Origin of the sequence: Sphingomonas brevis, from assembly GCF_023516505.1 — a bacterium.
In the GTDB taxonomy this organism is placed as follows: Bacteria; Pseudomonadota; Alphaproteobacteria; order Sphingomonadales; family Sphingomonadaceae; genus Sphingomicrobium; species Sphingomicrobium breve.
The window spans coordinates 270,629-296,790 of sequence record NZ_JAMGBB010000001.1 but is presented as its reverse complement, the minus strand read 5'-3'; the positions used below and the strand labels follow the sequence as shown (position 1 = coordinate 296,790).

Here is a 26,162-nt window from a genome sequence, read left to right as displayed (position 1 = left end):
CAAGTGTGGGGGTATTGTTATGCCGCGTAATCGGTTGCTTGCTCAACTCGACGACGAAATCCTGCAGGCGCGGGAATCGCTCCGCTTCTGGCGCGACCAGATGATCCTGCTCGAAAGCACCGAGTTCCAGGCCGCAGCCAAGCGTCAGGTCGTGCACCGCGAAGCGGAGATCCGACGTCTGCTGGAAGCTCAAGAAATGCTCCATGCGATAAAGAGCGACTAGGCCGTGAAATGACCGCTTTCCACCCATTGCGGACGCTAGGCCGTGTTCCACCACTCGGGATGTCGCCGCTTGAACTCCTCCTCAAAGAGCGCCTGCGCTTGTCTGAGCAAGGCGGTTGCTTCCCTGTCGTAGCCGCCTTGCTCAGCATCATCGATGATGCCGGCCAGCCCATTAAAGAAGTAAGCGTAGTAGTCGGTTTCGGTGTGCTGAGCCATTAGCCGCCTCCGTCGACAGATTGGCTTACAAGCTATCTGGCAGCAATGACCGCTTTCCACCCATTGCGGTCATTAGCGAAACGCCCGATGCACTCATTGATGCGATACATCGGATACGCTTTGGGTTTGGCCATCGGGGCATGCACGCCCGCTTGGACCGACCCGAAGGTTGCGGCTGAGCAGTGTGTGCAGAGCCAAGTGCCGAATGGCTCCAAGGTTTCAGCCGAGCGCGCCCGTCAGGCCGTAGGAAACTGTCAAAAGCCTGTTCGGGAATGGCTCGACGCCTCCATGCGCAACGCGTGTCGAGGCAAATGCGATTACACGGATCCGACGATCGTGAGCGAACGACGAGACCGGAAACGAGTAATGGAAGAGCACCTGATGATGAGCGTGTCCGACGAAGTGAAACCGCGCTTCCCAATGATGTAGGCAAATGTCCGCTTTCCATCCATTGCGGTAATTAGGTTGGTCATGTGATGAGAGGTCATGGCAGAGGATAATCCATTCTCGAAATTAAACCCGGAAGAGCTTGACCGTGCCGCGCAGCAACATGGCTTCACGCGCAAAGGCCAGCAAAATTGGGTTCGGCGAACGGCTGACTTTGTGCAGTTGGTCAATCTGCAAAAGTCTCAGTGGTCGTCAGACGATCATCATCTCAACTTTGCTCTGTGGCCGCTCGCGATTCGCGAGCCGCCAACAGTGGCGGAGAGCAAGTTCAAGTTCCGCACTCGTGGCGAGGATTTGGGTGCGAGTGACCTTGCGACGCTTTTCGCAGCGGCTGACGAATTGAACACTCTCAGCGACCTCCGCGACGCGGAACGTGCAGGGCGCGTCACAGGACTTATGGCAAAGGACCTGCGGGACCTCCTGACCTAATTACTAATGACCACTTTCGACCCATTGCGGTCATTCGCAAGGTGGGTCGGCCGCCGCGACAATCGAGCGGGAGTGAGGCAAGGCCTCACTCCCAACGCGTTCGATCAATTAGCTGGCGCCGGCACCGGAGCGAAGTTGGCATGGACCAACTTCCACTGGCCGCCGCTCTTGACATAGACACGGGTCGACTTGGCAACCGTCGGTTGGGTCTTGCCATCGGCACCACGCGTGATCCCGGCGTAATTGTAGGTCAAGATCGCGGTGTCGCCATAGGTCTGGACCTTGGCGTTTTGCATGTCGGCGAAGACGGTCTTTTGATAGGGCGCCACTTCCGACATGCGGGTGGCCATGGCCTTGCCGTCGATACGTGTCGGATAGTCACCGTTGAATTCGGTATAGTCGTCGGCGGCCGAGGCCATCTGCTGGGCGGCAGATTCTCCGGCTATTTCCGAGGCCCACTGGGCTCGTGCGAGCGCGGTTATTTCCGCGGTGACCTTGGGATCGTCCGCAGCCAAGGCCGGCGTTACCAAGACGAAAGCACAAACCGTCCCGCCGATGGCGAGCGTACGCAAGGTGGATGCAAGTTTCATTTCATGCCCCCTGCAGTCCGCAACGGGTCGATCGTGACCGGCACCTTCACTCCCGCTGCGATGTGCCGGAGCAGCGCCCTTGAGCCTGCACGGACCGGGAGTCAAACTGTTAAGGTAGCGAAACATTCTCAATGGGACGCGATGGAGCTGCAACCGAATCCCGCCATCGTCGCCGGGAATCCCAACGTCCGCCTTGCACCCAATGCGGACTTTAGCGGCCGAGAATCTGATCGACCAATTCCCGTAGCCGGTCGAAGCGCGTCAGGGCGATCCCGCCCGGCCCTTCCGTCCCCCTGGGCGCCCAGGCACGGTCGAATCCAAGCTTGGCCGCTTCCTTGAGCCTGAGCCCCGCATGCGCCACCGGCCGGACTTCGCCGGACAAGGCGATTTCGCCCATCACCACCGCTTCCTGCGGCACCGGCCGTTCGCTCATCGCCGAAACCAGCGCCGCCGCCACGGCCAGGTCAGCCGCCGGATCGCTGAGCCGATAGCCCCCGGCGATGTTCAAATAGACTTCGGTGGTGGCGAAGCTTAGCCCGCAGCGGGCTTCCAGCACCGCCAGGATCATCGCCAGCCGCCCGCCGTCCCAGCCGACCGCTGCCCGCCGCGGCGTCGCTCCGCTGGCCAGCCGCACCGTCAGCGCCTGGATCTCGACCAGCACCGGACGCGTTCCCTCCAATGCCGGGAAGACGCTGGTTCCGCTGACCGGCTCGCCGCGCTGGGTCAGGAACAGCGCCGACGGATTGGGCACTTCCGCCAGGCCGCCGCCTTCCATGGCGAACACGCCAATCTCGTCAGTGCCGCCGAAGCGGTTCTTGGCGGCTCTGAGAATGCGGTACTGGTGGCTGCGCTCGCCTTCGAAGCCGAGCACCGTGTCGACCATATGTTCGAGCACGCGCGGACCGGCGATGGTCCCGTCCTTTGTGACATGGCCGACCAGAACCACGGCCGTGCCGCGTTCCTTGGCGAAACGCACCAGTTCCTGCGCCGAAGCGCGGACCTGGCTGACAGTTCCCGGCGCGCCCTCGATCAGGTCGCTGTGCATCGTCTGGATGGAATCGATCACCAGCAGCGCCGGCGGCTCGCCGGTCGTTACCGTAGTCAAAATGTCGCGCACCGAGGTCGCCGCGGCCAGCTGCACCGGCGCTCCGCCCAGCCCCAGCCGGATTGCCCGCAACCGAACCTGGTCGGCAGCTTCCTCGCCGGAAACATAAACGACCTTGCGCCCGGCATTGGCGAGCTCGGCCGCGACCTGAAGCAACAGGGTCGACTTGCCGATGCCCGGATCGCCGCCGAGCAGCATTGCCGATCCCGACACGATCCCGCCGCCGATCGCCCGGTCGAACTCCGCGATCCCGGTCCGCATCCGGTCAGGCAGCGCGACAATCGCGTCGAGCCCGACCAGCTCAACCGCGCGGCCGCCGCTGCTGAGGTCATGCCTGGCCGAAAAGACCGTTGGCGCGGCCGCCTCCTGGGCGAGCGTATTCCATTCGGCGCAGTCGGGGCATTGGCCCTGCCAGCGATGCTGTTCGGAGCCGCACGCCTGGCAAATATATCGCGTCTTCAGTTTCGCCATGCGCGCAGCTTACCGGAACAAACAGCGAACGAAAAGCGCTAAAACACCGCCTCGGCCTTGCCGTTCATCATCTGCTGGCGAACCAGCGGGATCGGCGGTCCGCCGAAGCTCAGGAACTGGTCGTGGAACGACTTCCACGCCTTCTCGCCGCCGCGGCTGGCCGACCAATCGTCCCGCAATTTGCGGATCATCAGCTTGCCCATGGTATAGTTGAGATAGGCGGGATCATAGGTCCCGCGGGCGGCCTGCTGACGCGCGTTGCCGACATCCTGGTAACATTGGTTCTTGAACAGATCGAAGCTCTGCGCTTGCGTCATCGACCCGGTGTGCATGCCGATCGCCGACAAATAGCGGCAATCGCGAAGCAGGGCGTTGGACAGCTGGCCGATAAGGGTCTCGTCGGTCCCGCCGCCGACACCTTTCACCCGCATCATCTCCTCGGTGTAGTGCGCCCAGCCTTCGGCAAAGGCGTAGCCGACGAACACGCGGCCAAACATATTCTTCGACCGGTTGGCGTGGAGGAAGTTGAGGAAATGGCCTGGCCATACCTCGTGCACCGAGGTGAATAGTAGATCGGCCTGGCCTGGCACGAACCCGTCCTGCTCGGCCTTGGGCCAGCTCGGATCGGGCGGTGCGATGTAATAGACCGACGGCAGCCCCTTCTCGTACGGGCCAGGGATGTTGATGTAGGCGAAATTCTGCCTGTTGTACGGCGGCGCCTCCTCGACCTTGGCTTCTTCCGGCCCGGGAATGGTGACGATATCGTGCTCCTGGATGAACTGCTTGAGGCCCGCGAGCTGGGCCCTCGCCCCGGCCACCGCGCCGCCCTGCGGCTTGTTGGCATTCATCTTTTCCATGCAGGCCGGAATTGCCGCGCCGGGGGCATAGCGGGCGCACGCTTCGCCCAATAGCTTCTGGTTGGCGGCCAGGTCAGCGCGGCCGATGCGCTCAAGTTCCTCGACCGGGGTCGTCACCATTTCCGTATCGGCGAGCATTCGCTGGAATTTGTCCTTGCCCAGCGCGAAGTTGGGCTTGGATGCGGCCCGCTGGCTCTCGACCCACGTAACCGTTTCCTGCATCGCCTTGACCGCATTGTCGGTCGCGGTCTTCAGCGCCTGCTGATCCTCCGCCGTCCCGACGCCCTTCCAGGCCGCGACGCCGTCGCCCGGATAATAGGTGGCGAACCCGCCGAACGCGGACTTGGCATAATCGACGAAGCTGGTCGCCATCGGCGTCTGGATGTTGGCGCGCATCTGCTCGACCGCGCGCGGGACGTTCTGCAGGAATTTGATATAGGCCTTCAGCCGTTGCTCCTTCGGTGCATAGGGCACGGTGATGTAGACCGATGGGTCAACGAACCCGAGATAGGCAGCCGGATTGTGATGCAGCTGGTCGGCGCCGGTCGGGTCGATCCAGAACAGCTGGCCCTTGGCCACGGCAACCAGATAATCGCGCTCGTAGCGCTGTTCGGGCGTCAGCTTGTCGTCAGTAAAGCCTTCGGCATCAGCAATGACCTTCTTCAACCGGTCGACTTCGCCCTGGATCGCGGCGGACGACAGGTCGGAGATCTGGCCGTCATATTCGTGGCGGCCCTGGACCACGGCGAAGCCCGGATTGGACTTGAAGCTTGCCTCGATGAAATTGTTGACGAACGCCGGCCAGTCAGCCTGCCCTGCCGTCGTTTCGGCCGAGCCATTTTCCGGAACCGTCGAAACCTTGCAGCCGCTCGCTACCAGTGCGAGCGCCATTGCCGACGCAATCACCATGGGACGCATGCTTGTCTCCTCTCCCGAACGAGCAGGGTGCCTAGGCCGCCGGCTGTCCACCGGCAAGAGACGAACCGGCAGAGGGCATCGACCAGCGTTTGCAGCCATGCTCAAGTTGCGCGGCGCAACCCACTTGGCTACCGCGCGGCCATGGCGCTGATACCCGAGCCGCTTCGAATCCCCGACTTCCGGGCCTTCTGGCTCGCGCGCCTGACCACCACCATCGGACAGATGGCGATGGTCATCGTCATTGGCTGGCAGGTTTATGACATCGCCCGCCAGACGATGGACATTCATGCCGCGGCGTTCCAGCTCGGCCTGATCGGCCTGGTCCAGTTCGTCCCCTTGTTCCTGCTGACCCCGATCAGCGGATGGACGGCCGACCGGCTTGACCGGCGCCACGTCGCGCGGGCCGTGATCCTGCTTGAACTGCTGTGCGCATTGATCCTGCTGTGGTCGACCTGGGGCGGGTTCATCAGCCTGCCGATCCTGTTCGGTGTCGCTGCGCTTCTGGGAGTTGCGCGGGCGTTCGCCGGGCCGGCACTGGGCGCAATGGCGCCGAACCTGGTGCCGCGCGAAATTCTGCCCAATGCGATCGCGCTGAGCTCTACCGCATGGCAGACGGGTGCAATTGTCGGGCCCGCGCTGGGCGGCATATTATATGATGTGATGCCGCATCTTCCCTACGGCCTCAGCGTCATATTGTTCGCTTTTTCCGCAGCCTGCATGTTCACGATCGGCCCATTGCCGCGGACGGCGCTCAAGCCGGGCAGCCCCCTCAGGCAGATGGTCGACGGCCTTGTTTATATTCGCCGGAACCGGCTGGTGCTTGGCGCGATCACGCTCGATCTGTTCGCAGTGCTGTTGGGCGGAGTGACCGCCATGCTGCCACTTTACGCCCGCGACATATTGCAGGTCGGCGCGGACGGGCTCGGCCCCCTTCGGGCAGCGCCGGCGGCCGGCGCGACCCTGACCGCCATCTTCTTCTCATTTCGGCCAATCAAGACCGATGTCGGGGTCAAGATGCTGACCGCGGTCGTCATATTCGGTGGCGCTACCGCGGTGTTCGGCCTGTCGACCAGCTATTTCCTGTCCCTGGCGATGCTCGCAACGCTCGGCGCGGCCGACATGTTCTCGGTCTACATCCGCCAGTCACTGATTCAGCTCCACACGCCCGACGAGATGCGCGGCCGGGTGGCGGCGGCGTCGACACTGGCGATTTCCGCATCAAACGAGCTCGGCGAAACCCGCAGCGGCTTCACGGCAGCACTGCTGGGCCCGGTTGCTGCGACCGTGGCGGGAGGCATTGCGGCGATCGCCGTTACCCTGACCTGGGCACTGCTGTTCCCAGAATTACGCCGCGCCCGTACATTCGCACTTGCCGAACCCCCGCCGGAAGATGCCGTCATTGCCGGCGGCGCCTGAACCAAGCTGAGCTTCAAGGAGAAAGACCAATGAAGGCCGCCAACATTCTCGAGACCATCGGCAACACGCCGCATGTCCGCATCAACCGGCTGTTCGGCGACCGGGCAGAGGTGTGGATCAAGCAAGAGCGGTCCAATCCGGGCGGGTCGATCAAGGACCGCATCGCATTGGCGATGGTCGAGGATGCGGAAGCCGGCGGCAAGCTCAAGCCCGGCGGGGTAATCGTCGAGCCGACTTCGGGAAACACTGGCATTGGTTTGGCGATGGTCGCGGCGGTCAAGGGATATCGGCTTATTTTGGTCATGCCCGACAGCATGAGCGTCGAACGGCGCAGGCTGATGCTTGCCTATGGCGCCGAATTCGAGCTTACGCCGCGTGAAAAGGGAATGAAGGGTTCAATCGCCCGTGCGGAAGAAATAGTCGCCTCGACCGACGGCGCCTGGATGCCGCAACAGTTTGAAAATCCAGCCAATCTCGAAGTTCATCGGCGGACTACGGCGCAGGAAATATTGCGCGATTTCGGTGATGCGCCGCCACATGCGATTATTACCGGCGTTGGCACTGGCGGTCACATCACCGGCTGCGCTGAAATCCTCAAGAAGGAATGGCCGGATTTGAAGATTTTTGCAGTAGAACCAACGCTTTCTCCGGTCCTGTCGGGCGGCGAGCCCGGCCCTCATCCAATTCAGGGCATTGGCGCCGGCTTCATCCCGGCCATCATGAATACCAGCCTGCTCGATGGAATTATCAAGGTCGCGCCGGACGATGCGAAGGAGATGGCGCGGCGGGCGGCGCGCGAAGAAGGCATGCTGATTGGCATTTCGTCCGGAGCGACGCTCGCTGCAATTGCTCAAAAGCTTCCTGAACTTGGCGCAAATCCGCGAGTTTTCGGTTTCAATTATGACACCGGAGAGCGTTATCTGTCGGTCCCGGATTTCCTGCCGGAAGAACAAGGTTAAGACCGGCAAAACCCCCTCTATTTGACCGTACGTTAATCCTTTCGAGTTAACTGCTGATACTCGAAGGAGTGTATCAGGGGATGCGTAGGGCGAGGTTCGCCGTTTCTGACGGCGAAAACACCAGTGATCGGGCCACGGTTCAGGACGCTTTGACGTTTGACCTGAGGGTTCCTGACACGTCGGACGACGATCATTTGGCGGCGCAGCGCGTCGCGATGTTCGACCTCGCGCCCGCACTCCTTGGGGCAACCCACCTCGTCTGGGGCCTAGCCTGTTTCCTGGTTCAGCCAATGTCGCTGTTCGCGCCGGTTAGCTGCAATCCCCTGATTCCACTGCTGGCGGTATTGGCGCTCGACGGCTTGGCATTTGCCGGCCTCTGGTTTCGCGACAAGCTTCGCCTGTCACCCCGAACCGTGGCGGGAGGATTGTGCGGTTACATCGGCATCAGCGGCGCACTGTGGATGGCCTACGGCCTCACGCTGGATTGCACATTGCACAGTTCCCACGCGGCCTTCATCGCACTGTCGTTCGGCGCCGGCCTTGGCGCTGCAACGATCGTGTCGATCTCATCTCCTCCGGTGGCCATCGTCAATGCGCTGGTCGCGATGACTGGCGCCCTAGCCGTGTCGCGCCAGCCGGAAGTTCTTGCCGGCATCACCTTTCTCGCGGTGGTCAACATTGCCTATACGGTTGCCAGTGCCCGCACCGTGCTGACCAACGCCCGGGCTCGGCTCGCGCTGGAAGCGCAGGCCCGGAAAGCCCTGCAGTTCGTCGACGAGTTCGAAAACAGTGGCCGCGGCTGGTTTTGGGAGACCAACAATCTCGGCACACTATCTTATGTGTCACAGCAGCTGGCCGACGATTTCAAATGCAACCCAGACGAACTGCTCGGCCGCCAGTTCACCGATCTGCTGTCAGTCGACAGCGGATCTCCCGATAGCATGCGGGAGGAGCGCACGCTCGGCTTCCACCTGTCGGCGCGTTTCCCGTTCAGCGACGTCATCGTCCGCGCCGCGTCCGACGAAGACATTCACTGGTCCCTTTCCGGCAATCCCCTGTTCGATTCGCGCGGCCGTTTCCTCGGCTTCCGCGGCATCGGCACCGATTTGACCGAGCAGCGCCGCTCCGAGCAGGAAGTGGCGCGCCTTGCCCGCTTCGACTCCCTGACCGGCCTGCCAAATCGCGCCCTGATGCGCCAGACGCTCGACGAGGCGCTTCGCAATGCCACCAGCCGCCGCAAGGGCTGCTCGCTGTTCCTGATTGACCTGGACCGGTTCAAGAACGTCAACGACACGCTTGGGCACCCGATCGGCGACGCGCTCCTTCGCCAAGTCGCCGATCGATTGAAATCGGTCATGGGCGACCATGGCCAGGTCGGCCGCCTGGGCGGCGACGAGTTCAAGGCCGTGCTTCCCGGCACGGTCGAGACAGGATTGCTGGAAAGCCTCGCCCGTACCCTGATCGAGCAGGTTTCGCGCCCATACATCATCGAGGGCCATCGCGTGATCATCGGCGCTTCGGTCGGCATCGCCATCGGTGACCCGGGCCGCAGCTGCGCCGACAGCATGATCCGAAATGCGGACCTTGCGCTTTACGCTGCCAAGGCCGCCGGCCGGGGCAAGCATTGCTTTTACGAAGCGGCGATGCACAGTGAGGCCACCGACCGTCAGCGGCTCGAGCATGACCTGCGCTTGGCGCTGGAGCGCCAAGAGATGTTCGTCGCCTATCAGCCGATCGTGCTCGCCGCCGGGGAAGAAATCTCCGGCTTTGAAGCGCTGGTCCGTTGGAACCACCCGGCTCGCGGCATGATCTCCCCCGACAAGTTCATCGGCATCGCCGAGGAATGCGGGATGATCGGGAAGATCGGCGAATTTGTCCTCCGGTCCGCGGTCGGCGAAGCGGCCCACTGGCCGGAACACGTCCGCATCGCCGTCAATCTTTCACCGATCCAGTTCAACGATCCTCACATCACCGACACGATCGCCGCGGTGCTGTCCGACTACGGATTCAGGCCCGAGCGCCTCGAACTAGAGATTACCGAGGGCGTCTTCCTGGCCGATAGCGACGCAACCGACGGCACCTTCGCCCGCCTGAAGTCGCTCGGCGTCCGGCTTGCGCTCGATGACTTCGGTACCGGCTATTCGTCGCTCGGTTATTTGAAGAAGGCGCCGTTCGACAAGATCAAGATCGACCAGAGCTTTGTCCGCGGCGCCGCGTCTACCACAAAGCGCAACGGCGCGATCATTCGCGCCATCGTAACCCTGGCCGATAGCCTGGACATGGATACCACTGCCGAAGGCGTCGAGACCCACGACGACCTGTTCCTCATTCGTGAGCTCGGCGTCAGCCAGGTCCAGGGCTATATTTTCGGCAAGCCGATGACGGGCGAGGAAGCCCGCAAGCTGGCGAACAGCAGCAGGGTCGAAGCGGAAGGCTTCCAATGCATTCGCGAACCTCGCCAGCGGCTGATGCGCCGCGCTATCGCCGCGATCAACGGCAAGACGACCGAAATTCGGCTGCGCAATATTTCGGCGATGGGCGCGCTCGTCGAGTGCGCCGATAACGTCATGCCCGGCCAATCGATTACGATCGACATCGTCGGCGTCGGCCCGGTAATCGGCATCGTGCGCTGGGCTCAGGCCGGCAAGTTCGGCCTGCAGTTCGCCGAGCAGTTCGACCTGGCTCGCCTGTCGGCCAAGCGAGCCAAGGGCAACGACGTCACCATGCTGCAACCCTGGTACGTCAACCAGGGCCCCAACAAGGTCGCGAGTTAAGCCTTAGAAAGCCTCAACCGGCAGCGCCATCAGGCTGCCTGCCCCTGCCTCGACCTTGCGGCGAAGCGCACCGGCGGCGACCAGCTCGCGGTCAGCGAAGAAGCGGGCCGTGGCGATCTTGGCCTCATGGAAGGCACGGTCCTCGCTCGCATCGTCTTTCAGCTTGGCTGAAACGCTGGCCATCTTCAGCCACATCCAGCCCAGGGTCACGAGACCCATCAGCTGCATATAGGCGTAGGCACCGGCCCCGGCATTGTTGGGGTCGGCCATGCCATTTTGCGCCAGCCACATGGTTGCGCCTTGTAGGTGACCCACCGCCTTTTCCAGCGGGTCGGCAACGCCGGCCGGATCGCCAGCCGCCTTGGCTTCCGCGATGTCGCGGCCGACCAGCTCGAAGAAGGCTCGGGTCGCGCGACCGCCGTTAAGGGCCAGCTTGCGGCCGACCAGGTCCATCGCCTGGACACCGTTCGTGCCTTCGTAAATCTGGGCGATCCGCGCATCGCGGACGAACTGCTCCATGCCCCATTCGCGGATATAGCCGTGCCCGCCGAACACCTGCTGGGCGTTGACCGCTACCTCGAACCCGCGATCGGTGAGGTAGCCTTTGATGACCGGGGTCAGGAGCGAAATCAGATCGTCTGCCGCGAGACGCTCTTCCTCGGTCTGGGCCTTGCGGCTGAGATCGACCTGGAGCGCTCCCCACAAGATCAGGGCGCGCGCAGCTTCGTTGAACGCCCTGGCCTCCATCAGCATGCGGCGCACGTCAGGATGGACGAACAGATTGTCGGCCTTGGCGTTGGGATCGCGATCTTCGGGCTTGAGCGCTCGCCCCTGCCGTCGATCCTTCGCATAGGCCACCGCGTTCTGATAGGCGACTTCGCCTTGCCCAAGGCCTTGCAGGCCGACACCCAGCCGCGCCGCGTTCATCATGATGAACATCGCCGCCAGGCCCTTTTCCGCCTCTCCGACGAGCCACCCCTTGGCTCCGTCATAGTTGAGCACGCAGGTCGAGTTGCCGTGGATGCCCATCTTATGTTCGATCGAACCGCAGGAAACGGCGTTGCGCTCACCCAATGAGCCGTCCTCGTTGACCAGAAACTTGGGCACGATGAAGAGCGAGATGCCCTTCACATTGTCGGGTGCGCCGGCGATCTTGGCCAACACCAGGTGGATGATATTCTCGCTGAGATCATGTTCGCCGGACGAAATGAATATCTTGGTGCCGCTGATCGAATAGGTGCCATCTCCGTTGGGTTCCGCCTTGGTCTTCAAGAGGCCCAGGTCGGTGCCGCAATGCGGTTCCGTCAGGTTCATCGTCCCGGTCCAGCGGCCGGCGACCATGTTGGGTAGATATTTGGTCTTTTGTTCCTCGCTGCCCTTGATCACGAGTGCAGCGATCACGCCCTGGGTCAGGCCATTGTACATCTCGAAGCTGTGGTTCGAAGAACAGAGATATTCGACGATCGCCGTCGACACGACCGACGGCAAGCCCTGGCCGCCATATTCCGGCGGCGAGTGAAGGGTGGTCCAACCCCCCGCGACAAACTGGTCCCAGGCTTCCTTGAAGCCCGGCGGCGTGGTCACCGATCCGTCGTCGTTACGCTTGCAGCCCTGTTCGTCGCCGACGCGGTTCAGCGGTTGCAGCACCTCCTCACAAAAGCGCGCGCCTTCGCTCAGGATCGCTTCGACCAGGTCCGGCGTCGCATCCGCGAAGCCCGGCAGGTTGGAGTAGTTTTGCATTTCGACGATATGGTCGAGCACATATTTGGTGTCGCGAACCGGCGCGGCGTAGACGGGCATCTGGCTATTTCTCCTGGGCGGAAAGTTCGGGGTCTTGGGTCTTCACCAGTGCGATGAATCCCTCCAGCTCCTTGATCGTCACTTCGATATCGACCTGCTGGCGCTTCAGGCCGTCGACCCGTGCCTGACAGCGCTCGATCGTCTTGAGCCGCTGCGTGCGGCGGCCGTCGCCGACGTCGTAAAGGTCGAGCAGCTCCTTGATGTCGGCGAGACTGAGGCCGACCCGCTTGCCGCGCAGGATCCATGCCAGGCGAGCGCGGTCCCTGTCGGTATAAAGTCGCTGGGTTCCTCGCCGCTCAGGCGAGATCAGGGCCTCATCCTCGTAGAAGCGCAAAGCTCGAGCGGTCACGCCAAACTCGTCGCACAGCTCGCCGATCGTATGATGTTCTTTGTGCTGAAGCATGGCTTGGTTTACTTTACGTTTCCGTAAAGGTCAAGCGACGCGTCGGCTAACTAGCAGAGTGGATCTCCGGCCACATCCTTAGCCGATGAAGCGGCGGCGTCACGGCGGAAACTCTTGTTGTCCATCGACGCTCCAGGACCGCAATAATAGGAACAGGCCGCGGGAAGCTGCCCAATGCGGACGACGTCGGTTTCGATTTCGAGCGGGATACGGCAATCGCCCTCACCCTTCGGGACCAGTATCCAGCCCTGGCCGGCCTTCAGCGCGCTGCCCGACACAGAGCAATTCACATCGCCCTTGCCGTAGGTGATCAGGCCCGCGCGGAGCGCACCGCTTTCACCGGCGATGCACAAGCGATCGCGCCCCTCGCCGGCGAAGGTGCCCGGCGTCAGTCCGGGTTCGGCAGCTTGTTTCGAACAAGCGGCCAGCAATAGGCCAAGGGCGATGATGGAGCGCATCGGGGCATTATGTTTCAGCTTTGAGACAGGTGAAAGGCGACAAATGGCCGGCCATCACCTATATCGCGCCAAACACCGGGGATTCGGGCGAAAAAATGCTGACCACCAATCCATTCGACGACGACAAACTTCGCGAGGAATGCGGCATCTTCGGTATCTGGGGCGCAGAGAACGCCTCCAGCTTCGTTGCGCTGGGCCTCCACGCCCTGCAGCATCGCGGACAGGAAGCGGCCGGTATCGTCAGCTTCGACGGGACCAATTATCACGCCCATCGCGCCATGGGCCATGTCGCCGGAAATTTCGACCGAGACGACATTATCCGCAAATTGTCGGGCAAGGTCGCGATCGGCCACGTCCGCTATTCGACGACCGGCGAAACCGCCCTTCGCAATGTCCAACCCTTGTTTGCCGATCTCGCCGAAGGCGGCTTTGCGGTCGCCCACAACGGCAATCTTTCCAACGCCATGACCTTGCGCGCCGCGTTGATCCGGCGCGGATCGATCTTCCAATCGACTAGCGACACCGAGGTCATCATCCACCTGGTCGCCACTTCCAGCTATGCGACGCCGCTTGATCGGCTGACCGACGCGCTTGGGCAGGTCGAAGGCGCTTACTCGCTACTTTGCCTGACCCCCGAAGGCCTCGTCGCCTGTCGCGACCCGCTCGGCATCCGTCCACTGGTGATGGGCAAGCTCGGCGAGGCAACCATCTTTGCCTCCGAAACCGTCGCGCTCGACGTCATCGGCGCCAGCTATCTCCGCGATGTCGAGCCGGGCGAATTGATCATCGTCAATGAAAGCGGGGTGCGCAGCTTCCGGCCGTTCGCACCGGCCAAGGCGCGGCCGTGCATCTTCGAGCATGTCTATTTCTCGCGGCCCGACAGCATCATCGAGGGCACCTCAGTCTATGAGGTGCGCAAGAAAATCGGAGCGGAGCTTTCTCGCGAATCCCCGGTCGAAGCCGACCTTGTCGTCCCGGTCCCGGACTCCGGCGTGCCTGCTGCCATTGGTTTCAGCCAGGAATCGGGCATCCCATTCGAACTGGGAATCATCCGGTCCCACTACGTCGGCCGGACTTTCATTCAGCCAAGCCAGGAAGTCCGCCACCTGGGCGTCAAGCTGAAGCACAATGCCAACCGCGCCCTCATCGAAGGGAAGCGGGTGGTGCTGGTCGATGACAGCATTGTCCGCGGCACGACATCGGTGAAGATCGTGCAGATGATGCGCGATGCCGGCGCGAAGGAAGTGCATATGCGCATCGCCTCGCCGCCGACCAAGTTCAGCTGCTTTTACGGGGTCGACACGCCGGAGCGGTCCAAATTGCTCGCCAGCCAGATGAACGTCGACGAGATGGGGCGCTACATCAACGCCGACAGCTTGGCCTTCGTCTCGATCGATGGACTTTACCGCGCGCTTGGCGATCAGCGCGACGGCACCGTTCCGCAGCGCTGCGATGCCTGCTTCACCGGAGACTATCCGACGACGCTCACCGACTGCGACAAGGATGGCAAGCTCAAGCCTTTAAGTCTCGTCGCAAGCCGCTAAGGGAGCGGCATGACCGAATCTTCCAAGCCGTTTACGGACAAGCTTGCGCTTGTCACCGGGGCCAGCCGCGGCATCGGCGCGGCCACCGCCGAAGCGCTGGCTGCGGCCGGCGCACACGTCATCCTGACCGCGCGCACCGCCCAATCGCTTGAGCAGGTCGAAGAGCGAATTCATTCCGCCGGCGGCTCGGCGACGATTGCGCCGATGGACCTCTCTGATTCCGAGAATATCGGCAAGCTCGCTCAAGCCGTTGCCGAACGGTGGGGAAGTCTCGATATTCTGGTGCTCAATGCCGCCATGCTCGGCAGCTTGTCGCCGGTTGAGCATCTCGATCCCAAGGAGCTCGAACGCGTCTTCAAGCTCAACGTCTTTTCGAGCCAGGCGATGATCGCTGCATTCGATCCGCTTTTGCGCCGGGCAGACAAGGCTGAGGTAATCGGAATTACATCGTCGGTCGGCGAAGAGCCGCGTGCCTTTTGGGGCGGATATGGCGCTTCAAAAGCTGCGTTCGACACGCTTCTCAGCGCCTATGCCGACGAGACCGCACACGCCGGTCGCCTGCGGGTCCAGATCCTCGACCCTGGCGCAACCCGCACCCGCATGCGCCAGCTGGCCTTCCCGGGCGAGGAACCGGAAAGCCTGAAGGGTCCCGAGGTCGTTGCGGCGGCGATTGTTGACCTGCTGGCCGGCGAAGCATCGACGGGCAGCCGATCGCGCGTCGACGCCTAAGCCTTGACCATGGTCACCTGAGCGACATCGATCCCGCCGCCGCGAAACCCGCCTTCGCAGTACATTAGATAGTAGCGCCACAATTGATGGAATTTCTGGCCAAAGCCATTCAAGCGCCCTGATCGTACCGCGGCGTCATAGCGTTGGCGCCACTGCTTCAGCGTTTCGGCATAGTCGATGGCAAAGCCTGTCCGGTCGTCCCAGCTCAGCCCGCGTGCGCGGGCGAGACCTTCGAACGCCGGTTCGTCGATCAGCATGCCTCCCGGAAAAATATAGGCTTGGATGAAGTCCGGATTGCGCGAATAGCCGCTGAAGATCCGGTGATCGATCGAGATCAGCTGGATCGCCGCCCTTCCACCGCTCTTCAGGTTGCGGGCGATGGAGTCGAGATAGGCCGGCCACCAGCGCTGGCCGACCGCTTCGACCATCTCGACCGAGGCGATTGCATCGAATTGCTCGGAAATCTCACGATAATCCTGCAGCCGAATTTCGATTTGAGCAGACATTTTCGCTGCTGCAATTTTTTCTTCTGCCCAACTTTTCTGCTCTGCAGATAAGGTCAGGCCGACCACTCGCACGCCGCGCTTTGCCGCTTCAATTGCAAGCGTTCCCCAGCCACAGCCGATCTCCAGCAACCGGTCGCCAGGTTTCAGTTGAAGGCGATCCAGCAGCATCGCGACCTTGCGTCGCTGAGCCGCTTCAAGATCGTCGCCATCCGCAAATCGCGCCGACGAATAGGTCATGCTGGCGTCCAGCCAGGCCGCATAAAAGTCATTACCCAGGTCATAGTGGGCGGCGATGTTGCGTCGGGCCATGCGCCGGTCATTGTCGCGGCGGCGGTGGATCAATTGGTTGTACCATCGGGCCGACCCTTTCGCCCGGCCAATCTCGCCCAGCGAAGCGCCATTGCGCATGAACAGATCGAATAACGGGACCGGGTCAGGTGACGACCATTCGCCCTTGTCCCAGGCCCGATACCAACCGACGGAACCGGATGTCGCCAGTCGCACCAGCGACAGCCAGCTGTGCAGGTGGACGACCGCAACCGGTCCAGGCTGATGAAAGCCGATCCTGCGCCGGGTCCCATCCGGCAGGGTCGCCTCGATCCCTCCCTGCTCCAGCCGATCGTGAAGCTGATCCAGCAACCTCGCGAATGCCGGGCCGATCAGCCGCCCCAACAGGCTGCTGCCGTTGGCGAACCGCAACCCCGACCTGACCAGATGATGACCTCGTGAAGCCATTGCGCGGCCCTATCCTCGCCTCAGCCACCATGGCAAGCACGCCGAAATAGCTATCTCGTAAAGGTTCAGCATACCCATCAGGCCTTCCGCCGCCCTGAGCCACGCCGTTCGTCGTTAACTTCGCTTCCAACGGTTAATGCCGCTTGGCAGCCGTCGAAGCTTCATGAAACAAAGCTGCCGACACCGACGTTTCCAGCGACGCAATCAATATTTCACGGAGTTTTCATGCGGAAGATGATGCTGGTGCTTGGCGCCGCGACCTTGACCGTCCCCGCCCTGCCCAGCGTCGCCTCTGCTCGCGATGGATATTATCACGGCAAGGTCTGGCGGGACTCAGATGGCCGGCTGCGCTGCAAGCGCCCGAACGGGACCACCGGCCTCATCGTCGGTGCGGCAGGCGGAGCGCTGATCGGGCGCGCTGTGGATACCCACGGCGAACGCGCCACAGGGACCATCATTGGAGCTGCGGCGGGTGCGCTGGTCGGACGTTCAATCGAACGAAGCGGCTATCGCTGCCACTAAAGACAATTTCAGCTCGGCCGGCGCCACCTCCCACCCCCTGATCCGGCGCCGGCCACCCCTTCTTGACCACCCGAGCATAAGCGGCTGATTGCGCCGGCAATCGCTCGGTAGCGCTCGGTCATTCGTGATACGCTGTATTGACACAATAATACACCTGTGCGAGTTACGCGCATCAGAGAGGATATTGTCCATGTATAGCCAGAACGATCTCGACGAGGCCGTGGCGTCGGGCGCGCTGAGCGCAGAGGCTGCCGCTTCGCTTCGATCTTTCGTTGACAGCCAGCGTGCTTCGCCGGCCGTCGACGAAGAGAATTTTCGCCTGATTACCGGCTTCAATGACATCTTTGTCTCGATTGCTTCCGCGATCATGCTGTTTGCGGTTGGCTGGATCGGCCAATCGATCGGTCAATCGGCTGGATTGATTGTCGACGTTGACGGTCCCTCGCCGATCGCGCCTCTGTTCGTCGCAGCGACTGCCTGGGGCCTCGCGCTGTTCTTCACCGCCAAGCGCCGCATGGCCCTGCCCTCGATCCTATTGTTGCTCGCCTTTGTCGGCGGCACATTCCTGACCGTCATCTTTTCGCTCGTGCTGGGCATTGGCCAGGATGCGTTCCAGCAAGGAAGCGAATCCGTGGGGGGCATCGTCGCCGCAGTCTCTGGTGCGGTCGCTGCAGGCGCGGCCTGGCTGCATTGGAAGAATTTTCGGGTTCCAATCACCGTCGCCGCCGGCGCCGCCGCGGTGTCCGCCATTGCCGTCGGGCTGCTGATCGCGATGCTGGGCGAGGTCGCCACATCCCAGAATGCGATTCTCGGCTTCGTCCTCTTGCTCGGGATCGGCGTGTTTCTTTTCGCTATGCGCTGGGATTCATCGGATCAGGCCCGCGTCACCCGCCGAAGCGATGTCGCCTTCTGGCTCCATCTGCTGGCCGCACCGATGATCGTCCACCCGGTCTTCACCCTGCTCGGTCTGAACGACGGCACCGCGACGATCGGCGAAGGTCTCGTGGTCATCGCCCTCTATGTCGCGCTCGGTCTGACGGCCCTGGCGATCGATCGTCGCGCTCTGCTCGTGTCGGCGCTGGCATATGTACTTTATGCGCTCAGCGAACTGTTCAAGCAGGTTGGTGCAGTCGAACTCAACATCGCCCTGACCGCGCTGGTGATCGGTTCGGCACTGCTGCTGCTGTCGGCCTTCTGGCACCAGGCCCGCTCGATGGTGGTACGTCGCCTGCCGGAGGCGTTGCAGTCGAAACTGCCGTTGCTTGACCGAATGGCTAGTCCCGCACCAGCCGCATAAGCCGTCGCTCAAGCGGGGCCAGCACTCCATGGAGTTCGTGGCCCCGCTTGAGCACCGCTCCATGTTCCGAAACCAAGGCGTAGGCGCCCTGCTTCAAGTGAAGTTCGGGGCGCTTTTCAATTATGACCTCGGGTCGCTCCGCGGCCCGGCGGAAGGCAGCGAAGATCGCTACGTCGGGATCGAACCACAGCCCGTAATCGCGCCAGTGCCCGGCAGCGACCATCCGTCCGTAGAGATCCAGAATGCGCTGCAGCTCGGCGCGATCAAATGCCGCAATAGGACGCCGATTCCGCGGATGCGGAAACGGCGTCACCACGCTCAAGCGCTTTTGACCTTCGGCTTGGGCTGGTTCCGCGCTCGAAGACTTGCCACCTCACGGCGAAGCTCGTCGATCTGCTCTTCCAGCTCGACCTGGCGTACACGCCCGGGGTCGCAATCCTCGCCACAGAGCGTGCCATAGGGAACGAAACCCGGGCTGTAGTGGACCGCGTCGACCAGCACCGGCCTTGCCGGGATGCCAACCATAGTCGCACCCGCCTCGACGTCCTTGGTGACGACCGAGTTGGCACCGATCTTGGCGCCCTCGCCAACCTCGATCGGACCGAGCACCTGCGCGCCGGAGCCGATCACCACGCCAGAGCAAATTGTCGGGTGCCGCTTGCCCCCGACACCGGTCGATGGGTTGGTGCCGCCCAGGGTGACATTCTGGTAGATGGTGACATTATCGCCGATCTCGGCTGTCTCGCCGATTACGGTGAAGCCGTGGTCGATAAAGAAATGCTCGCCGATCTTGGCGCCCGGATGGATATCTATTGCGGTCACCATCCGCGCGAAATGATTGACGAACCTCGCCAGGAAGAACAGCTGCCCGCCGTAAAGCCAGTGCGCGACCCGGTGAAAGGCAAGCGCCCAAACGCCAGGATATAACAGTATCTCCCACCGCGACCGCGCCGCCGGATCGCGGGCCTTAACGGAGTCCAGATACTCGATCAGGGTCGAAGCCAAACGCAAAATCCTCGTTACCTAGGCTGCCAATTTAAGGTGTTACGGCCGTAATGAAAAGCCAGACGGCCCTTTTCGAGCGCTGGAATCGCTTGCCGCAACGCAGCATCTTCGGCAGTTAATGGTCGGTAACAGGGTGGAGATCACACATTCCCACGGATTTTCTGATGGATCCAGCGGTCCTGGTCCCCTTCATCCTGATCGGGTTCGCGGCGCAGATGGTCGATGGCGCGTTGGGAATGGCCTTCGGTCAAATTTCGTCAACACTGCTCATCGCACTAGGCGTGCCGCCGGCGGCTGCGTCAGCAGGCGTCCACACTGCCGAGACCTTTACGACGGCCGTTTCGGGGATAAGTCATGTTGCTCATCGCAACGTCGATTGGCGTTTGTTCTTCCGCCTGGTGATCCCCGGAGTGATCGGCGGCGTCCTTGGTGCCTATGTGCTGACTTCGGTCGATGCCAGCGTCGCCAAGCCATTCGTCCTCACCTACCTGACGGCATTGGGCCTCTACCTCTTCTATCGCGGCGTGATGCACCGCCATACCGAGAAACAACCGCGGATCGTCTCGCCACTAGGGTTCGCCGGCGGCTTTCTTGACGCGGCCGGGGGCGGCGGCTGGGGCGGCATCGTCACGTCGAACCTGCTGGTCCAGGGAAGCAACCCGCGCAAGACGATAGGAACGGTCAATACCGCCGAGTTCTTCCTGACGGTGACCATCTCAGCGACGTTCATAGCCACGCTTGGCTGGCAGGCATTCACTACCGCCACCTTTGGCCTCCTCATCGGCGGCGTGTGCGCCGCCCCCTTCGGCGCGTGGATCGCAAAGCGGGTCAACGCCGACACGCTGTTGACCTTCGTCGGTGCGCTGCTGACGCTGATCAGCGTCTACGGCCTCTACCGCGCCCTTGCCTGACCTGACGGAAAGGTGACGGCGGGAGCTTCATAAGGGGAGAACGCTCCCGCCGCCTCTGCTGCCCCCGCGTCGCGAACACAGCAGTAGTTCCTGATTCTTGGGTAAGCGACTAGCTCCAATCGTTCAAACTGATTATATCAATCGGATTGATTGGATTTATCGATGACAGCCTATCTTCCGACGATCAAGCAGCTGCAATATCTGGTGGCGCTCCGCCAGCATGGGCATTTCGGCAAGGCGGCGGACGCCTGCTTCGTCACCCAATCGACGCTATCGGCTGGCCTTCGGGAGCTCGAGACGCTTCTCGGAGTGACGCTGGTTGAGAGAACGCGCCGCGTCGTCCGGTTCACGCCGCTGGGCCAGAAGGTCACGGACAAGGCAATCCGAGTGATCCGCGAGACCGAAGAGCTTGCCGACATCGCCCGGATCGAGGGCCAACCATTGCATGGCGAGCTCCGCATGGGCGTCATCCCGACGATCGCGCCTTTCCTCCTTCCGGCAATGCTGCCGCGCCTCAGGAGCCAATGGCCCAAGCTCAAGCTATATTTGCGCGAAGAGACCAGCCAGGCCGCGTGCGACGCGCTCCACCGCGGCCACCTCGATTGCGTGCTGCTGGCGATGCCATTCGGGTGCGGCGAAGTCGACAAGGCGATGCTGTTCGACGACCAGCTTTACGTTGCCTATCCGCGCGGCGAGGCCCCGGTCGGTGCATCGGTTCGGGCCGATGCGATCGACGAGGAGCGGATGCTGCTGCTCGAGGATGGGCATTGCCTGAAGGATCATGTCCTCGCCGCCTGCAATCGGCCCGAGCTTCGCGCCGAAGCGACGATGATGGGCACATCGCTGCACACGCTGGTGCAGATGGTCGACAATGGGCTTGGAGTTACGTTCCTCCCGGCGATGGCGATCGATGCGGGGATCCTCGAGGGCACCGACGTCGATACCAGGGCACTGCAATCGGCCCACGGATTCCGGCGGATCGCACTGGTCTGGCGCCGTTCAAGCCCGCGCGAGGAAGAGTTTCAGCTGCTCGCCGAGGCCCTTCGGCTGATTGCCGCCTCGATCGCCCCGCGGCTGGCCTCGATCGACGGCCCGGCGCCGATGGAGCCGATCATTCTACGGGTCGCCGACTAAGCCGGCCCATACTCAGAGTCCGCAGCGCCCCGGGGAGGGGAGGAAGGGGCGCTGCGGACTCCAACGCCGGCTATTTGGCCAACGCCGGCTCTAGTGCGGCCGCTCCCGATGCCGACCCGCTCTGGGTCAGATCGAAGCGACCTGCATTCATGATCTTGGTCCAGACCTTGATGAAATCGCGGACAAACTTCTCTTCGTTGCCATTCTCGGCATAGACCTCGGCTATTGCACGCAACTGACTGTTCGATCCGAAAATCAGGTCGGTGCGGGTCGCGCGCCAAGTGTCATGCTCACCGCCATATTCGTTGCCGATGAACTCCTCGTCGCCGCTGTCGTCGATCACTTCCCAGAAGGTGTCATTGTCGAGCAGGTTGACGAAAAAGTCGTTGGTCAGCTGGCCCTTACGCTTCGTGAAAACGCCATGGTCGGCGTCCTGGTGGTTCGCGCCAAGAACGCGAAGCCCGCCGAGCAGCACAGCCATCTCCGGCCCTGACAGCCCGAGCAAAGACGCGCGGTCGATCAGCAGTTCCTCGGTACGCACGGAATGCTTGGTCTTGAGGTAATTACGGAAGCCGTCGGCCGCCGGTTCCATCACCTCGAAGCTCTCGACGTCGGTCCATTCCTGCGTCGCATCGCCGCGCCCTCCGGTGAAGGGAACAGCAATGGGATAGCCGGCATCCTTCGCCGCCTTTTCGACCGCGGCAGTGCCGGCAAGGACGATCGCATCGGCCATGGACAGCGACCCGCGCAGCTCGTCGATTCTGGCCAGCACCTTGCCCAACTCCTCGGGCTCGTTGACGGCCCAATCCTTTTGCGGGGCAAGACGGATGCGCGCACCGTTCGATCCGCCTCGATGGTCGGTCTTGCGGTAGGTCGAGGCCGAAGCCCAGGCGGTCTTGACCAGCTGGCCAATGCTCAAGCCAGCGCCGAGGATCTTTTCCTTGAACGCTGCGACGTCGCCGGCCGACGGCATGGAACCGGCGGGAACCGGATCCTGCCAAATGAGGTCTTCCGACGGAACTTCCGGACCGAGGTAACGGACCCTTGGCCCCATGTCGCGATGGGTCAGCTTGAACCAGGCGCGGGCGAAAGCGTCCTTGAACGCCTGGTGGTCGTTGCGGAACTTCTCCGAGATGACTCGAAATTCCGGATCGACCTTCAGCGCCATGTCGGCGGTGGTCATCATCGTCGGGACACGCTTCGATGGATCGTGCGCCGCGGGCGCCTTATCCTCTTCGCGCTGGTCGATCGGCTGCCACTGCTGGGCACCCGCCGGCGAGCGCACCAGCTCATATTCATAGTCGAGCAGCAGTCGGAAATAATTCTCCGACCATTCGGTCGGCGTATTGACCCACGCGCCTTCGATTCCGCTAGTGATGGTATGCTCGCCGACGCCGCTTTCGAAGGCACTGGCCCAGCCAAGTCCCTGGAGCGCGATATCGGCGCCTTCGGGGGAATCTCCGACCAGGCTGGCGTCGCCGGCGCCATGCGCCTTGCCAAAGGTATGACCGCCGGCGGTCAGCGCGACGGTTTCCTCATGGTTCATCGCCATGCGCTCGAAGGTGATCTTGATGTCGCGCGCCGATTGCAGCGGGTCGGGGTTGCCGCCCGGACCTTCTGGATTGACGTAGATGAGGCCCATCTGGATCGCCGCGAGCGGATGCTCCAGCTCCAATTCACGGTCGGGCTGGATTCGGGTCTCGGAGGCCTCGACCCACTGTTCCTCGGCGCCCCAATAAACGTCGCGCTCGGGCTCGAAGATGTCCGGCCGTCCGCCGCCAAAGCCGAAGGTCGGCCCGCCCATCGATTCAATCGCCACATTGCCGGCAAGGATAAATAGGTCGGCCCAGCTGATGTTCTTCCCGTACTTCTGCTTGATCGGCCACAACAGACGCCGCGCCTTGTCGAGGTTGCCATTGTCCGGCCAGCTGTTGAGCGGGGCGAAACGCTGATTGCCGCTATTGGCGCCGCCGCGCCCGTCGGCCGTGCGATAAGTGCCGGCGGCGTGCCAAGCCATGCGGATCATGAACGGGCCATAATGGCCATAGTCCGCCGGCCACCACGGCTGGCTGTCGGTCATCAGCGCGGTCAGGTCCCGCTTCAGGCCCTGATAGTCGAGCTTCTTGAACGCCTCGGCATAGTCGAAGTCGTCACCCATCGGGTCGGGCGACACGTTACCGACATGAAGGATGTCGAGCGGCAGCGCATCGGGCCACCAGTCGCGGTTGGTACGGCCAAGCAGCGAGCGCGCTGCACTCTTGCCGATCGGGCAGCCACCCGACTCGCCTGTCTTTGCGTCCATGTTTCCAGCTCCTGTTCGAAAATCGCGGCCACGCTAGGCCTCGCTCAGAACGGGAGGAAACGAGTTAAGTTCGTCAGAGAAAGTTGGAAAATCGATAAGTAGCAGCCGCAGTGCGACATGCCGGGGGCATGTCGTAACCGGCTGCTCCCCATGCGCAGCTAATCCATGTGCTTAATACCGATGCGCAAATAGTCGTAACCGGTCACCAGCGTCAGCCCGGCCGCGGCCCACAGGCTGGCGAGGCCAACCATGTGCATCCAAAGTTCGCCTGGGAAAGCACCGCTGAGGATCAGGGCGCCGAGCGCAACCAGCTGAAAGGTGGTTTTCCACTTGGCCAACTGGCTAACCGGCATCGAAACGTTGAGCGGCGCGAGGAACTCACGAAGGCCTGACACGATGATCTCCCGTAGCAGGATGATCAGCGCCGGAATGACCGCCCAGTCCTGAATGACCGGCGGATCGCCATCGGCCTCGCGCGAGGCCATCAGCATGACCAGCACCGCGGCAACCATGATCTTGTCGGCAATCGGATCGAGGAACTGGCCAAGCCTGGAAATCTTGCCTTGCGCCCGGGCCAGATAGCCGTCGAAATAATCGGTAATGCCGACCACGCAGTAGAGCATGAATGTAATCAAATAATCATAAGGAGCCGGCTTCCACAGCAGGAACACCAGGATTGGCACGGCCAGGATCCGCGACAGCGTCAGCAGGTTGGGCAGCGTCAACATTGGCCACTCGTTATAGCGTTTGGTTGCCCGCGCAAAGCTGGCTATGCCAGCGATCGAACCCCTGAGAGTACCGCCGCCTTGATGCAGAACGTTACCCACTTGCTTCGCGCACGGCGATTCCTCCCGCTGTTCACCACCCAGTTCCTTGGCGCCTTCAACGACAGCCTGTTCAAACAGGGCGTCGTGCTGTTTGTCACCTACCAGCTCTATTCGGATTCGGCCCGCGAAGCGCAGTTCAGCGCGATCGCGCAGGGGCTGTTTATCCTGCCCTTCTTCCTGCTGTCGGCGCTGGCCGGGCAGTTGGCCGACGACCATGACAAGTCGCGCCTTATCCGCATCATCAAGATGGCCGAGATCTTGATCATGATCGTCGGCGGCGCCGGCCTGCTGCTTGAGAATATTCCGCTGATGCTGGCGGCCGTATTCGGGATGGGAGTCCATTCGACCTTCTTCGGCCCGATCAAATACGCCATCCTTCCGCAACACCTTCAGAAGGATGAGGTGCTGGGCGGCACCGGACTGGTCGAAGCGGGCACCTATATCGCCATATTGGGCGGGACGATCCTGGCCGGGATCCTTGCCGATACCGCCTTGTTCGCCGTGATCGCGACTATCGCCATCGCCGTCCTCGGCCTGCTGTCCGGGATGCAAGTGCCGCCCGCCCCTCCCGCAGCGGAGCGTGTAAAACCTGACTGGCACATTGTCCGCGCTTCGATCAGCCTGGTCAGCGAGACGATGCACGTCCGCCGGCTGTTCCTCGCAATTCTGGCAATCAGCTTCTTCTGGACGATCGGCGCGGTGCTGATCATCATCTTTCCGCCGCTGGTGAAGAATGTGCTCGGCGCCGACGAGCAGGTCGCAAGCCTGTTCATCGCCATCTTCTCGATCGGCATCGCCATCGGCTCGGTGGCCATCAACCGGCTGCTTAAAAGCGAGGTCTCGGCCCGCTTCGCCTCGCCGTCGGTGATCCTGATGGCGCTATTCGTACTGCTGCTCTACCTGGTGGCGTCGAACTGGGGCGAGCATGGCCCGGAACTGACGACGCTGGGCAATTTCATCTTCCACCCCAGCGCCGGCTTCATGATTGCCGCGCTGCTCGGCGTCGCCATCTTTGGCGGCATGTTCGTCGTGCCGCTCTACGCTTTCCTGACTACCACCGTCGACAAGTCGCAGACGGCGCGGACGGTGGCGGCAAACAACATCGTCAACAGCGGGGCGATGGTCGGCGGGTCGGTGGTCGCCTTCTCCTTGAGCAGCTTCGGCGTCGGGCCGATCGGTCAGCTGCTGCTGGTCGCGGCGATGTGCATAATCGCCGCATGGCTCGGCTGGAAGCTACATCTGGCCTGTGATTGAGCAGAGAGCCCGAGCGCAATTGCAGCTTTGCGGAGCAAGGCAAAATTGCGTGCAGAGTGCGCGAATGCCGGCCAGCGGCCCGCGATAGCGGAGCCGACTGACGGCGCGGATTCACTCCGCGCCGGCTGCAATTAGGCCAAATATAAGCTGACAAACAGAAAACCGCAGGCGAAAGTCAGCGCGAACAGCTTGATGTCGTCAACCAGCGAGGAACGCGGTGCGGCCGGCATGGTGACGGCCATGCCCTTGCGCCCGAACGGGCGGGCATGAGTCTCGCGGGAAAGGCTTTCTTCGATCCGCATCCGAAATACTTAATGCCATTTTTACCATG

General features: G+C 62.3%; 25 protein-coding genes. 12 read left to right on the top strand and 13 right to left on the bottom strand.

The window, feature by feature from the left end:
• The first annotated feature begins 19 nt into the window (after positions 1-19).
• Positions 20-223, top strand: a complete 204-nt coding sequence (locus LZ518_RS01605; RefSeq protein ID WP_249914307.1) for a hypothetical protein — start codon at positions 20-22, stop codon at positions 221-223.
• Between the two features lie 35 nt (positions 224-258).
• Here LZ518_RS01605 and LZ518_RS01600 read toward each other — a convergent pair whose 3' ends face one another.
• The gene (locus tag LZ518_RS01600; RefSeq protein WP_249914306.1) at positions 259-438 is read right to left on the bottom strand and encodes a hypothetical protein; all 180 of its coding nucleotides are present in this window, start codon (positions 436-438) and stop codon (positions 259-261) included.
• Between the two features lie 486 nt (positions 439-924).
• On the opposite strand from LZ518_RS01600, the gene LZ518_RS01595 reads away from it, so the two are divergent.
• Entirely contained in the window at positions 925-1,314 is a 390-nt protein-coding gene (locus LZ518_RS01595; protein WP_249914305.1) for a DUF4304 domain-containing protein, read from the top strand.
• A gap of 104 nt (positions 1,315-1,418) precedes the next feature.
• Here LZ518_RS01595 and LZ518_RS01590 read toward each other — a convergent pair whose 3' ends face one another.
• From LZ518_RS01590 to LZ518_RS01580, 3 genes are all read right to left on the bottom strand, one after another.
• A complete protein-coding gene (locus LZ518_RS01590; protein WP_249914304.1) occupies positions 1,419-1,904 on the bottom strand; it encodes a nuclear transport factor 2 family protein in 486 nt (161 codons plus the stop codon).
• Between the two features lie 211 nt (positions 1,905-2,115).
• On the bottom strand, positions 2,116-3,480 hold the full coding sequence (gene radA / locus LZ518_RS01585) for a DNA repair protein RadA (protein ID WP_249914303.1): 1,365 nt from the start codon (positions 3,478-3,480) through the stop codon (positions 2,116-2,118).
• A 38-nt stretch (positions 3,481-3,518) separates the two neighbouring features.
• A complete protein-coding gene (locus LZ518_RS01580; RefSeq protein ID WP_249914302.1) occupies positions 3,519-5,255 on the bottom strand; it encodes a DUF885 domain-containing protein in 1,737 nt (578 codons plus the stop codon).
• 141 nt (positions 5,256-5,396) lie between these two features.
• On the opposite strand from LZ518_RS01580, the gene LZ518_RS01575 reads away from it, so the two are divergent.
• The 3 genes from LZ518_RS01575 to LZ518_RS01565 all read left to right on the top strand — a co-directional run bounded on the left by LZ518_RS01575 (position 5,397) and on the right by LZ518_RS01565 (position 10,404).
• Entirely contained in the window at positions 5,397-6,671 is a 1,275-nt protein-coding gene (locus LZ518_RS01575) for an MFS transporter (protein ID WP_249914301.1), read from the top strand.
• A 29-nt stretch (positions 6,672-6,700) separates the two neighbouring features.
• A complete protein-coding gene (gene cysK / locus LZ518_RS01570) occupies positions 6,701-7,630 on the top strand; it encodes a cysteine synthase A (protein ID WP_249914300.1) in 930 nt (309 codons plus the stop codon).
• An 80-nt stretch (positions 7,631-7,710) separates the two neighbouring features.
• Positions 7,711-10,404, top strand: a complete 2,694-nt coding sequence (locus LZ518_RS01565; RefSeq protein ID WP_249914299.1) for a putative bifunctional diguanylate cyclase/phosphodiesterase — start codon at positions 7,711-7,713, stop codon at positions 10,402-10,404.
• 3 nt (positions 10,405-10,407) lie between these two features.
• Here LZ518_RS01565 and LZ518_RS01560 read toward each other — a convergent pair whose 3' ends face one another.
• From LZ518_RS01560 to LZ518_RS01550, 3 genes are read right to left on the bottom strand one after another with little or no spacing between them, the layout of a single operon-like run.
• Positions 10,408-12,204, bottom strand: coding sequence for an acyl-CoA dehydrogenase C-terminal domain-containing protein (locus tag LZ518_RS01560; protein WP_249914298.1), 1,797 nt, complete (start codon positions 12,202-12,204; stop codon positions 10,408-10,410).
• Positions 12,205-12,208: 4 nt separating this feature from the next.
• Positions 12,209-12,607, bottom strand: coding sequence for a MerR family transcriptional regulator (locus LZ518_RS01555; protein WP_249914297.1), 399 nt, complete (start codon positions 12,605-12,607; stop codon positions 12,209-12,211).
• Positions 12,608-12,657: 50 nt separating this feature from the next.
• Entirely contained in the window at positions 12,658-13,065 is a 408-nt protein-coding gene (locus LZ518_RS01550; RefSeq protein WP_249914296.1) for a hypothetical protein, read from the bottom strand.
• Positions 13,066-13,160: 95 nt separating this feature from the next.
• On the opposite strand from LZ518_RS01550, the gene purF reads away from it, so the two are divergent.
• Together purF and LZ518_RS01540 are read left to right on the top strand one after the other, a co-directional pair.
• Positions 13,161-14,609: an amidophosphoribosyltransferase gene (gene purF, locus LZ518_RS01545; protein WP_249916465.1), complete on the top strand. Its 1,449-nt coding sequence runs from the start codon at positions 13,161-13,163 to the stop codon at positions 14,607-14,609.
• Positions 14,610-14,618: 9 nt separating this feature from the next.
• The gene (locus LZ518_RS01540; RefSeq protein WP_249914295.1) at positions 14,619-15,338 is read left to right on the top strand and encodes an SDR family NAD(P)-dependent oxidoreductase; all 720 of its coding nucleotides are present in this window, start codon (positions 14,619-14,621) and stop codon (positions 15,336-15,338) included.
• On the opposite strand, the gene LZ518_RS01535 is transcribed toward LZ518_RS01540, so the two are convergent.
• Complete coding sequence (locus LZ518_RS01535; protein ID WP_249914294.1) at positions 15,335-16,579, bottom strand: SAM-dependent methyltransferase; 1,245 nt, start codon at positions 16,577-16,579, stop codon at positions 15,335-15,337. The genes LZ518_RS01540 and LZ518_RS01535 overlap by 4 nt on opposite strands.
• A 225-nt stretch (positions 16,580-16,804) precedes the next feature.
• On the opposite strand from LZ518_RS01535, the gene LZ518_RS01530 reads away from it, so the two are divergent.
• Both LZ518_RS01530 and LZ518_RS01525 read left to right on the top strand, forming a co-directional pair.
• Positions 16,805-17,101, top strand: a complete 297-nt coding sequence (locus LZ518_RS01530; RefSeq protein ID WP_249914293.1) for a glycine zipper 2TM domain-containing protein — start codon at positions 16,805-16,807, stop codon at positions 17,099-17,101.
• A 190-nt stretch (positions 17,102-17,291) separates the two neighbouring features.
• The gene (locus LZ518_RS01525) at positions 17,292-18,398 is read left to right on the top strand and encodes a hypothetical protein (RefSeq protein WP_249914292.1); all 1,107 of its coding nucleotides are present in this window, start codon (positions 17,292-17,294) and stop codon (positions 18,396-18,398) included.
• Here LZ518_RS01525 and LZ518_RS01520 read toward each other — a convergent pair.
• Both LZ518_RS01520 and epsC read right to left on the bottom strand, forming a co-directional pair.
• Positions 18,376-18,720 (bottom strand): DUF2794 domain-containing protein, encoded by a 345-nt coding sequence (locus tag LZ518_RS01520; protein WP_249914291.1) that lies wholly within the window; start codon positions 18,718-18,720, stop codon positions 18,376-18,378. The two genes, LZ518_RS01525 and LZ518_RS01520, sit on opposite strands and share 23 nt — an antisense overlap.
• The gene (epsC, locus tag LZ518_RS01515; protein WP_249914290.1) at positions 18,717-19,403 is read right to left on the bottom strand and encodes a serine O-acetyltransferase EpsC; all 687 of its coding nucleotides are present in this window, start codon (positions 19,401-19,403) and stop codon (positions 18,717-18,719) included. Before epsC ends, LZ518_RS01520 begins: the two co-directional genes overlap by 4 nt.
• Before the next feature lie 164 nt (positions 19,404-19,567).
• Here epsC and LZ518_RS01510 point away from each other — a divergent pair, with 164 nt between their 5' ends.
• Both LZ518_RS01510 and LZ518_RS01505 read left to right on the top strand, forming a co-directional pair.
• Entirely contained in the window at positions 19,568-20,314 is a 747-nt protein-coding gene (locus LZ518_RS01510) for a sulfite exporter TauE/SafE family protein (protein ID WP_249914289.1), read from the top strand.
• 162 nt (positions 20,315-20,476) lie between these two features.
• Entirely contained in the window at positions 20,477-21,448 is a 972-nt protein-coding gene (locus LZ518_RS01505) for a hydrogen peroxide-inducible genes activator (protein WP_249914288.1), read from the top strand.
• A 70-nt stretch (positions 21,449-21,518) separates the two neighbouring features.
• On the opposite strand, the gene katG is transcribed toward LZ518_RS01505, so the two are convergent.
• Together katG and pgsA are read right to left on the bottom strand one after the other, a co-directional pair.
• The gene (gene katG / locus LZ518_RS01500) at positions 21,519-23,750 is read right to left on the bottom strand and encodes a catalase/peroxidase HPI (protein WP_249914287.1); all 2,232 of its coding nucleotides are present in this window, start codon (positions 23,748-23,750) and stop codon (positions 21,519-21,521) included.
• 158 nt (positions 23,751-23,908) lie between these two features.
• On the bottom strand, positions 23,909-24,478 hold the full coding sequence (gene pgsA / locus LZ518_RS01495; RefSeq protein WP_249914286.1) for a CDP-diacylglycerol--glycerol-3-phosphate 3-phosphatidyltransferase: 570 nt from the start codon (positions 24,476-24,478) through the stop codon (positions 23,909-23,911).
• Between the two features lie 81 nt (positions 24,479-24,559).
• Between pgsA and LZ518_RS01490 the strand changes: the two genes are divergently transcribed.
• Complete coding sequence (locus LZ518_RS01490) at positions 24,560-25,831, top strand: MFS transporter (protein ID WP_249914285.1); 1,272 nt, start codon at positions 24,560-24,562, stop codon at positions 25,829-25,831.
• A gap of 131 nt (positions 25,832-25,962) precedes the next feature.
• Here LZ518_RS01490 and LZ518_RS01485 read toward each other — a convergent pair whose 3' ends face one another.
• The gene (locus LZ518_RS01485; RefSeq protein ID WP_249914284.1) at positions 25,963-26,133 is read right to left on the bottom strand and encodes a hypothetical protein; all 171 of its coding nucleotides are present in this window, start codon (positions 26,131-26,133) and stop codon (positions 25,963-25,965) included.
• Positions 26,134-26,162 lie beyond the last annotated feature (29 nt).

What these genes read in the sequence shown, in the direction of transcription:
- LZ518_RS01525 (WP_249914292.1), top strand. Translation starts at nt 17,292, where the DNA reads ATGTATAGCCAGAACGATCTCGACGAGGCCGTGGCGTCGGGCGCGCTG.
- LZ518_RS01565 (WP_249914299.1), top strand. Translation starts at nt 7,711, where the DNA reads ATGCGTAGGGCGAGGTTCGCCGTTTCTGACGGCGAAAACACCAGTGAT.
- LZ518_RS01505 (WP_249914288.1), top strand. Translation starts at nt 20,477, where the DNA reads ATGACAGCCTATCTTCCGACGATCAAGCAGCTGCAATATCTGGTGGCG.
- LZ518_RS01580 (WP_249914302.1), bottom strand. Translation starts at nt 5,255, where the DNA reads ATGCGTCCCATGGTGATTGCGTCGGCAATGGCGCTCGCACTGGTAGCG.
- LZ518_RS01530 (WP_249914293.1), top strand. Translation starts at nt 16,805, where the DNA reads ATGCGGAAGATGATGCTGGTGCTTGGCGCCGCGACCTTGACCGTCCCC.
- LZ518_RS01595 (WP_249914305.1), top strand. Translation starts at nt 925, where the DNA reads ATGGCAGAGGATAATCCATTCTCGAAATTAAACCCGGAAGAGCTTGAC.
- LZ518_RS01560 (WP_249914298.1), bottom strand. Translation starts at nt 12,204, where the DNA reads ATGCCCGTCTACGCCGCGCCGGTTCGCGACACCAAATATGTGCTCGAC.
- LZ518_RS01590 (WP_249914304.1), bottom strand. Translation starts at nt 1,904, where the DNA reads ATGAAACTTGCATCCACCTTGCGTACGCTCGCCATCGGCGGGACGGTT.
- LZ518_RS01600 (WP_249914306.1), bottom strand. Translation starts at nt 438, where the DNA reads ATGGCTCAGCACACCGAAACCGACTACTACGCTTACTTCTTTAATGGG.
- LZ518_RS01550 (WP_249914296.1), bottom strand. Translation starts at nt 13,065, where the DNA reads ATGCGCTCCATCATCGCCCTTGGCCTATTGCTGGCCGCTTGTTCGAAA.
- LZ518_RS01540 (WP_249914295.1), top strand. Translation starts at nt 14,619, where the DNA reads ATGACCGAATCTTCCAAGCCGTTTACGGACAAGCTTGCGCTTGTCACC.
- LZ518_RS01485 (WP_249914284.1), bottom strand. Translation starts at nt 26,133, where the DNA reads ATGCGGATCGAAGAAAGCCTTTCCCGCGAGACTCATGCCCGCCCGTTC.
- LZ518_RS01575 (WP_249914301.1), top strand. Translation starts at nt 5,397, where the DNA reads ATGGCGCTGATACCCGAGCCGCTTCGAATCCCCGACTTCCGGGCCTTC.
- LZ518_RS01605 (WP_249914307.1), top strand. Translation starts at nt 20, where the DNA reads ATGCCGCGTAATCGGTTGCTTGCTCAACTCGACGACGAAATCCTGCAG.
- pgsA (WP_249914286.1), bottom strand. Translation starts at nt 24,478, where the DNA reads ATGTTGACGCTGCCCAACCTGCTGACGCTGTCGCGGATCCTGGCCGTG.
- radA (WP_249914303.1), bottom strand. Translation starts at nt 3,480, where the DNA reads ATGGCGAAACTGAAGACGCGATATATTTGCCAGGCGTGCGGCTCCGAA.
- LZ518_RS01555 (WP_249914297.1), bottom strand. Translation starts at nt 12,607, where the DNA reads ATGCTTCAGCACAAAGAACATCATACGATCGGCGAGCTGTGCGACGAG.
- LZ518_RS01535 (WP_249914294.1), bottom strand. Translation starts at nt 16,579, where the DNA reads ATGGCTTCACGAGGTCATCATCTGGTCAGGTCGGGGTTGCGGTTCGCC.
- LZ518_RS01490 (WP_249914285.1), top strand. Translation starts at nt 24,560, where the DNA reads ATGCAGAACGTTACCCACTTGCTTCGCGCACGGCGATTCCTCCCGCTG.
- cysK (WP_249914300.1), top strand. Translation starts at nt 6,701, where the DNA reads ATGAAGGCCGCCAACATTCTCGAGACCATCGGCAACACGCCGCATGTC.
- katG (WP_249914287.1), bottom strand. Translation starts at nt 23,750, where the DNA reads ATGGACGCAAAGACAGGCGAGTCGGGTGGCTGCCCGATCGGCAAGAGT.
- purF (WP_249916465.1), top strand. Translation starts at nt 13,161, where the DNA reads ATGCTGACCACCAATCCATTCGACGACGACAAACTTCGCGAGGAATGC.
- LZ518_RS01510 (WP_249914289.1), top strand. Translation starts at nt 19,568, where the DNA reads ATGGATCCAGCGGTCCTGGTCCCCTTCATCCTGATCGGGTTCGCGGCG.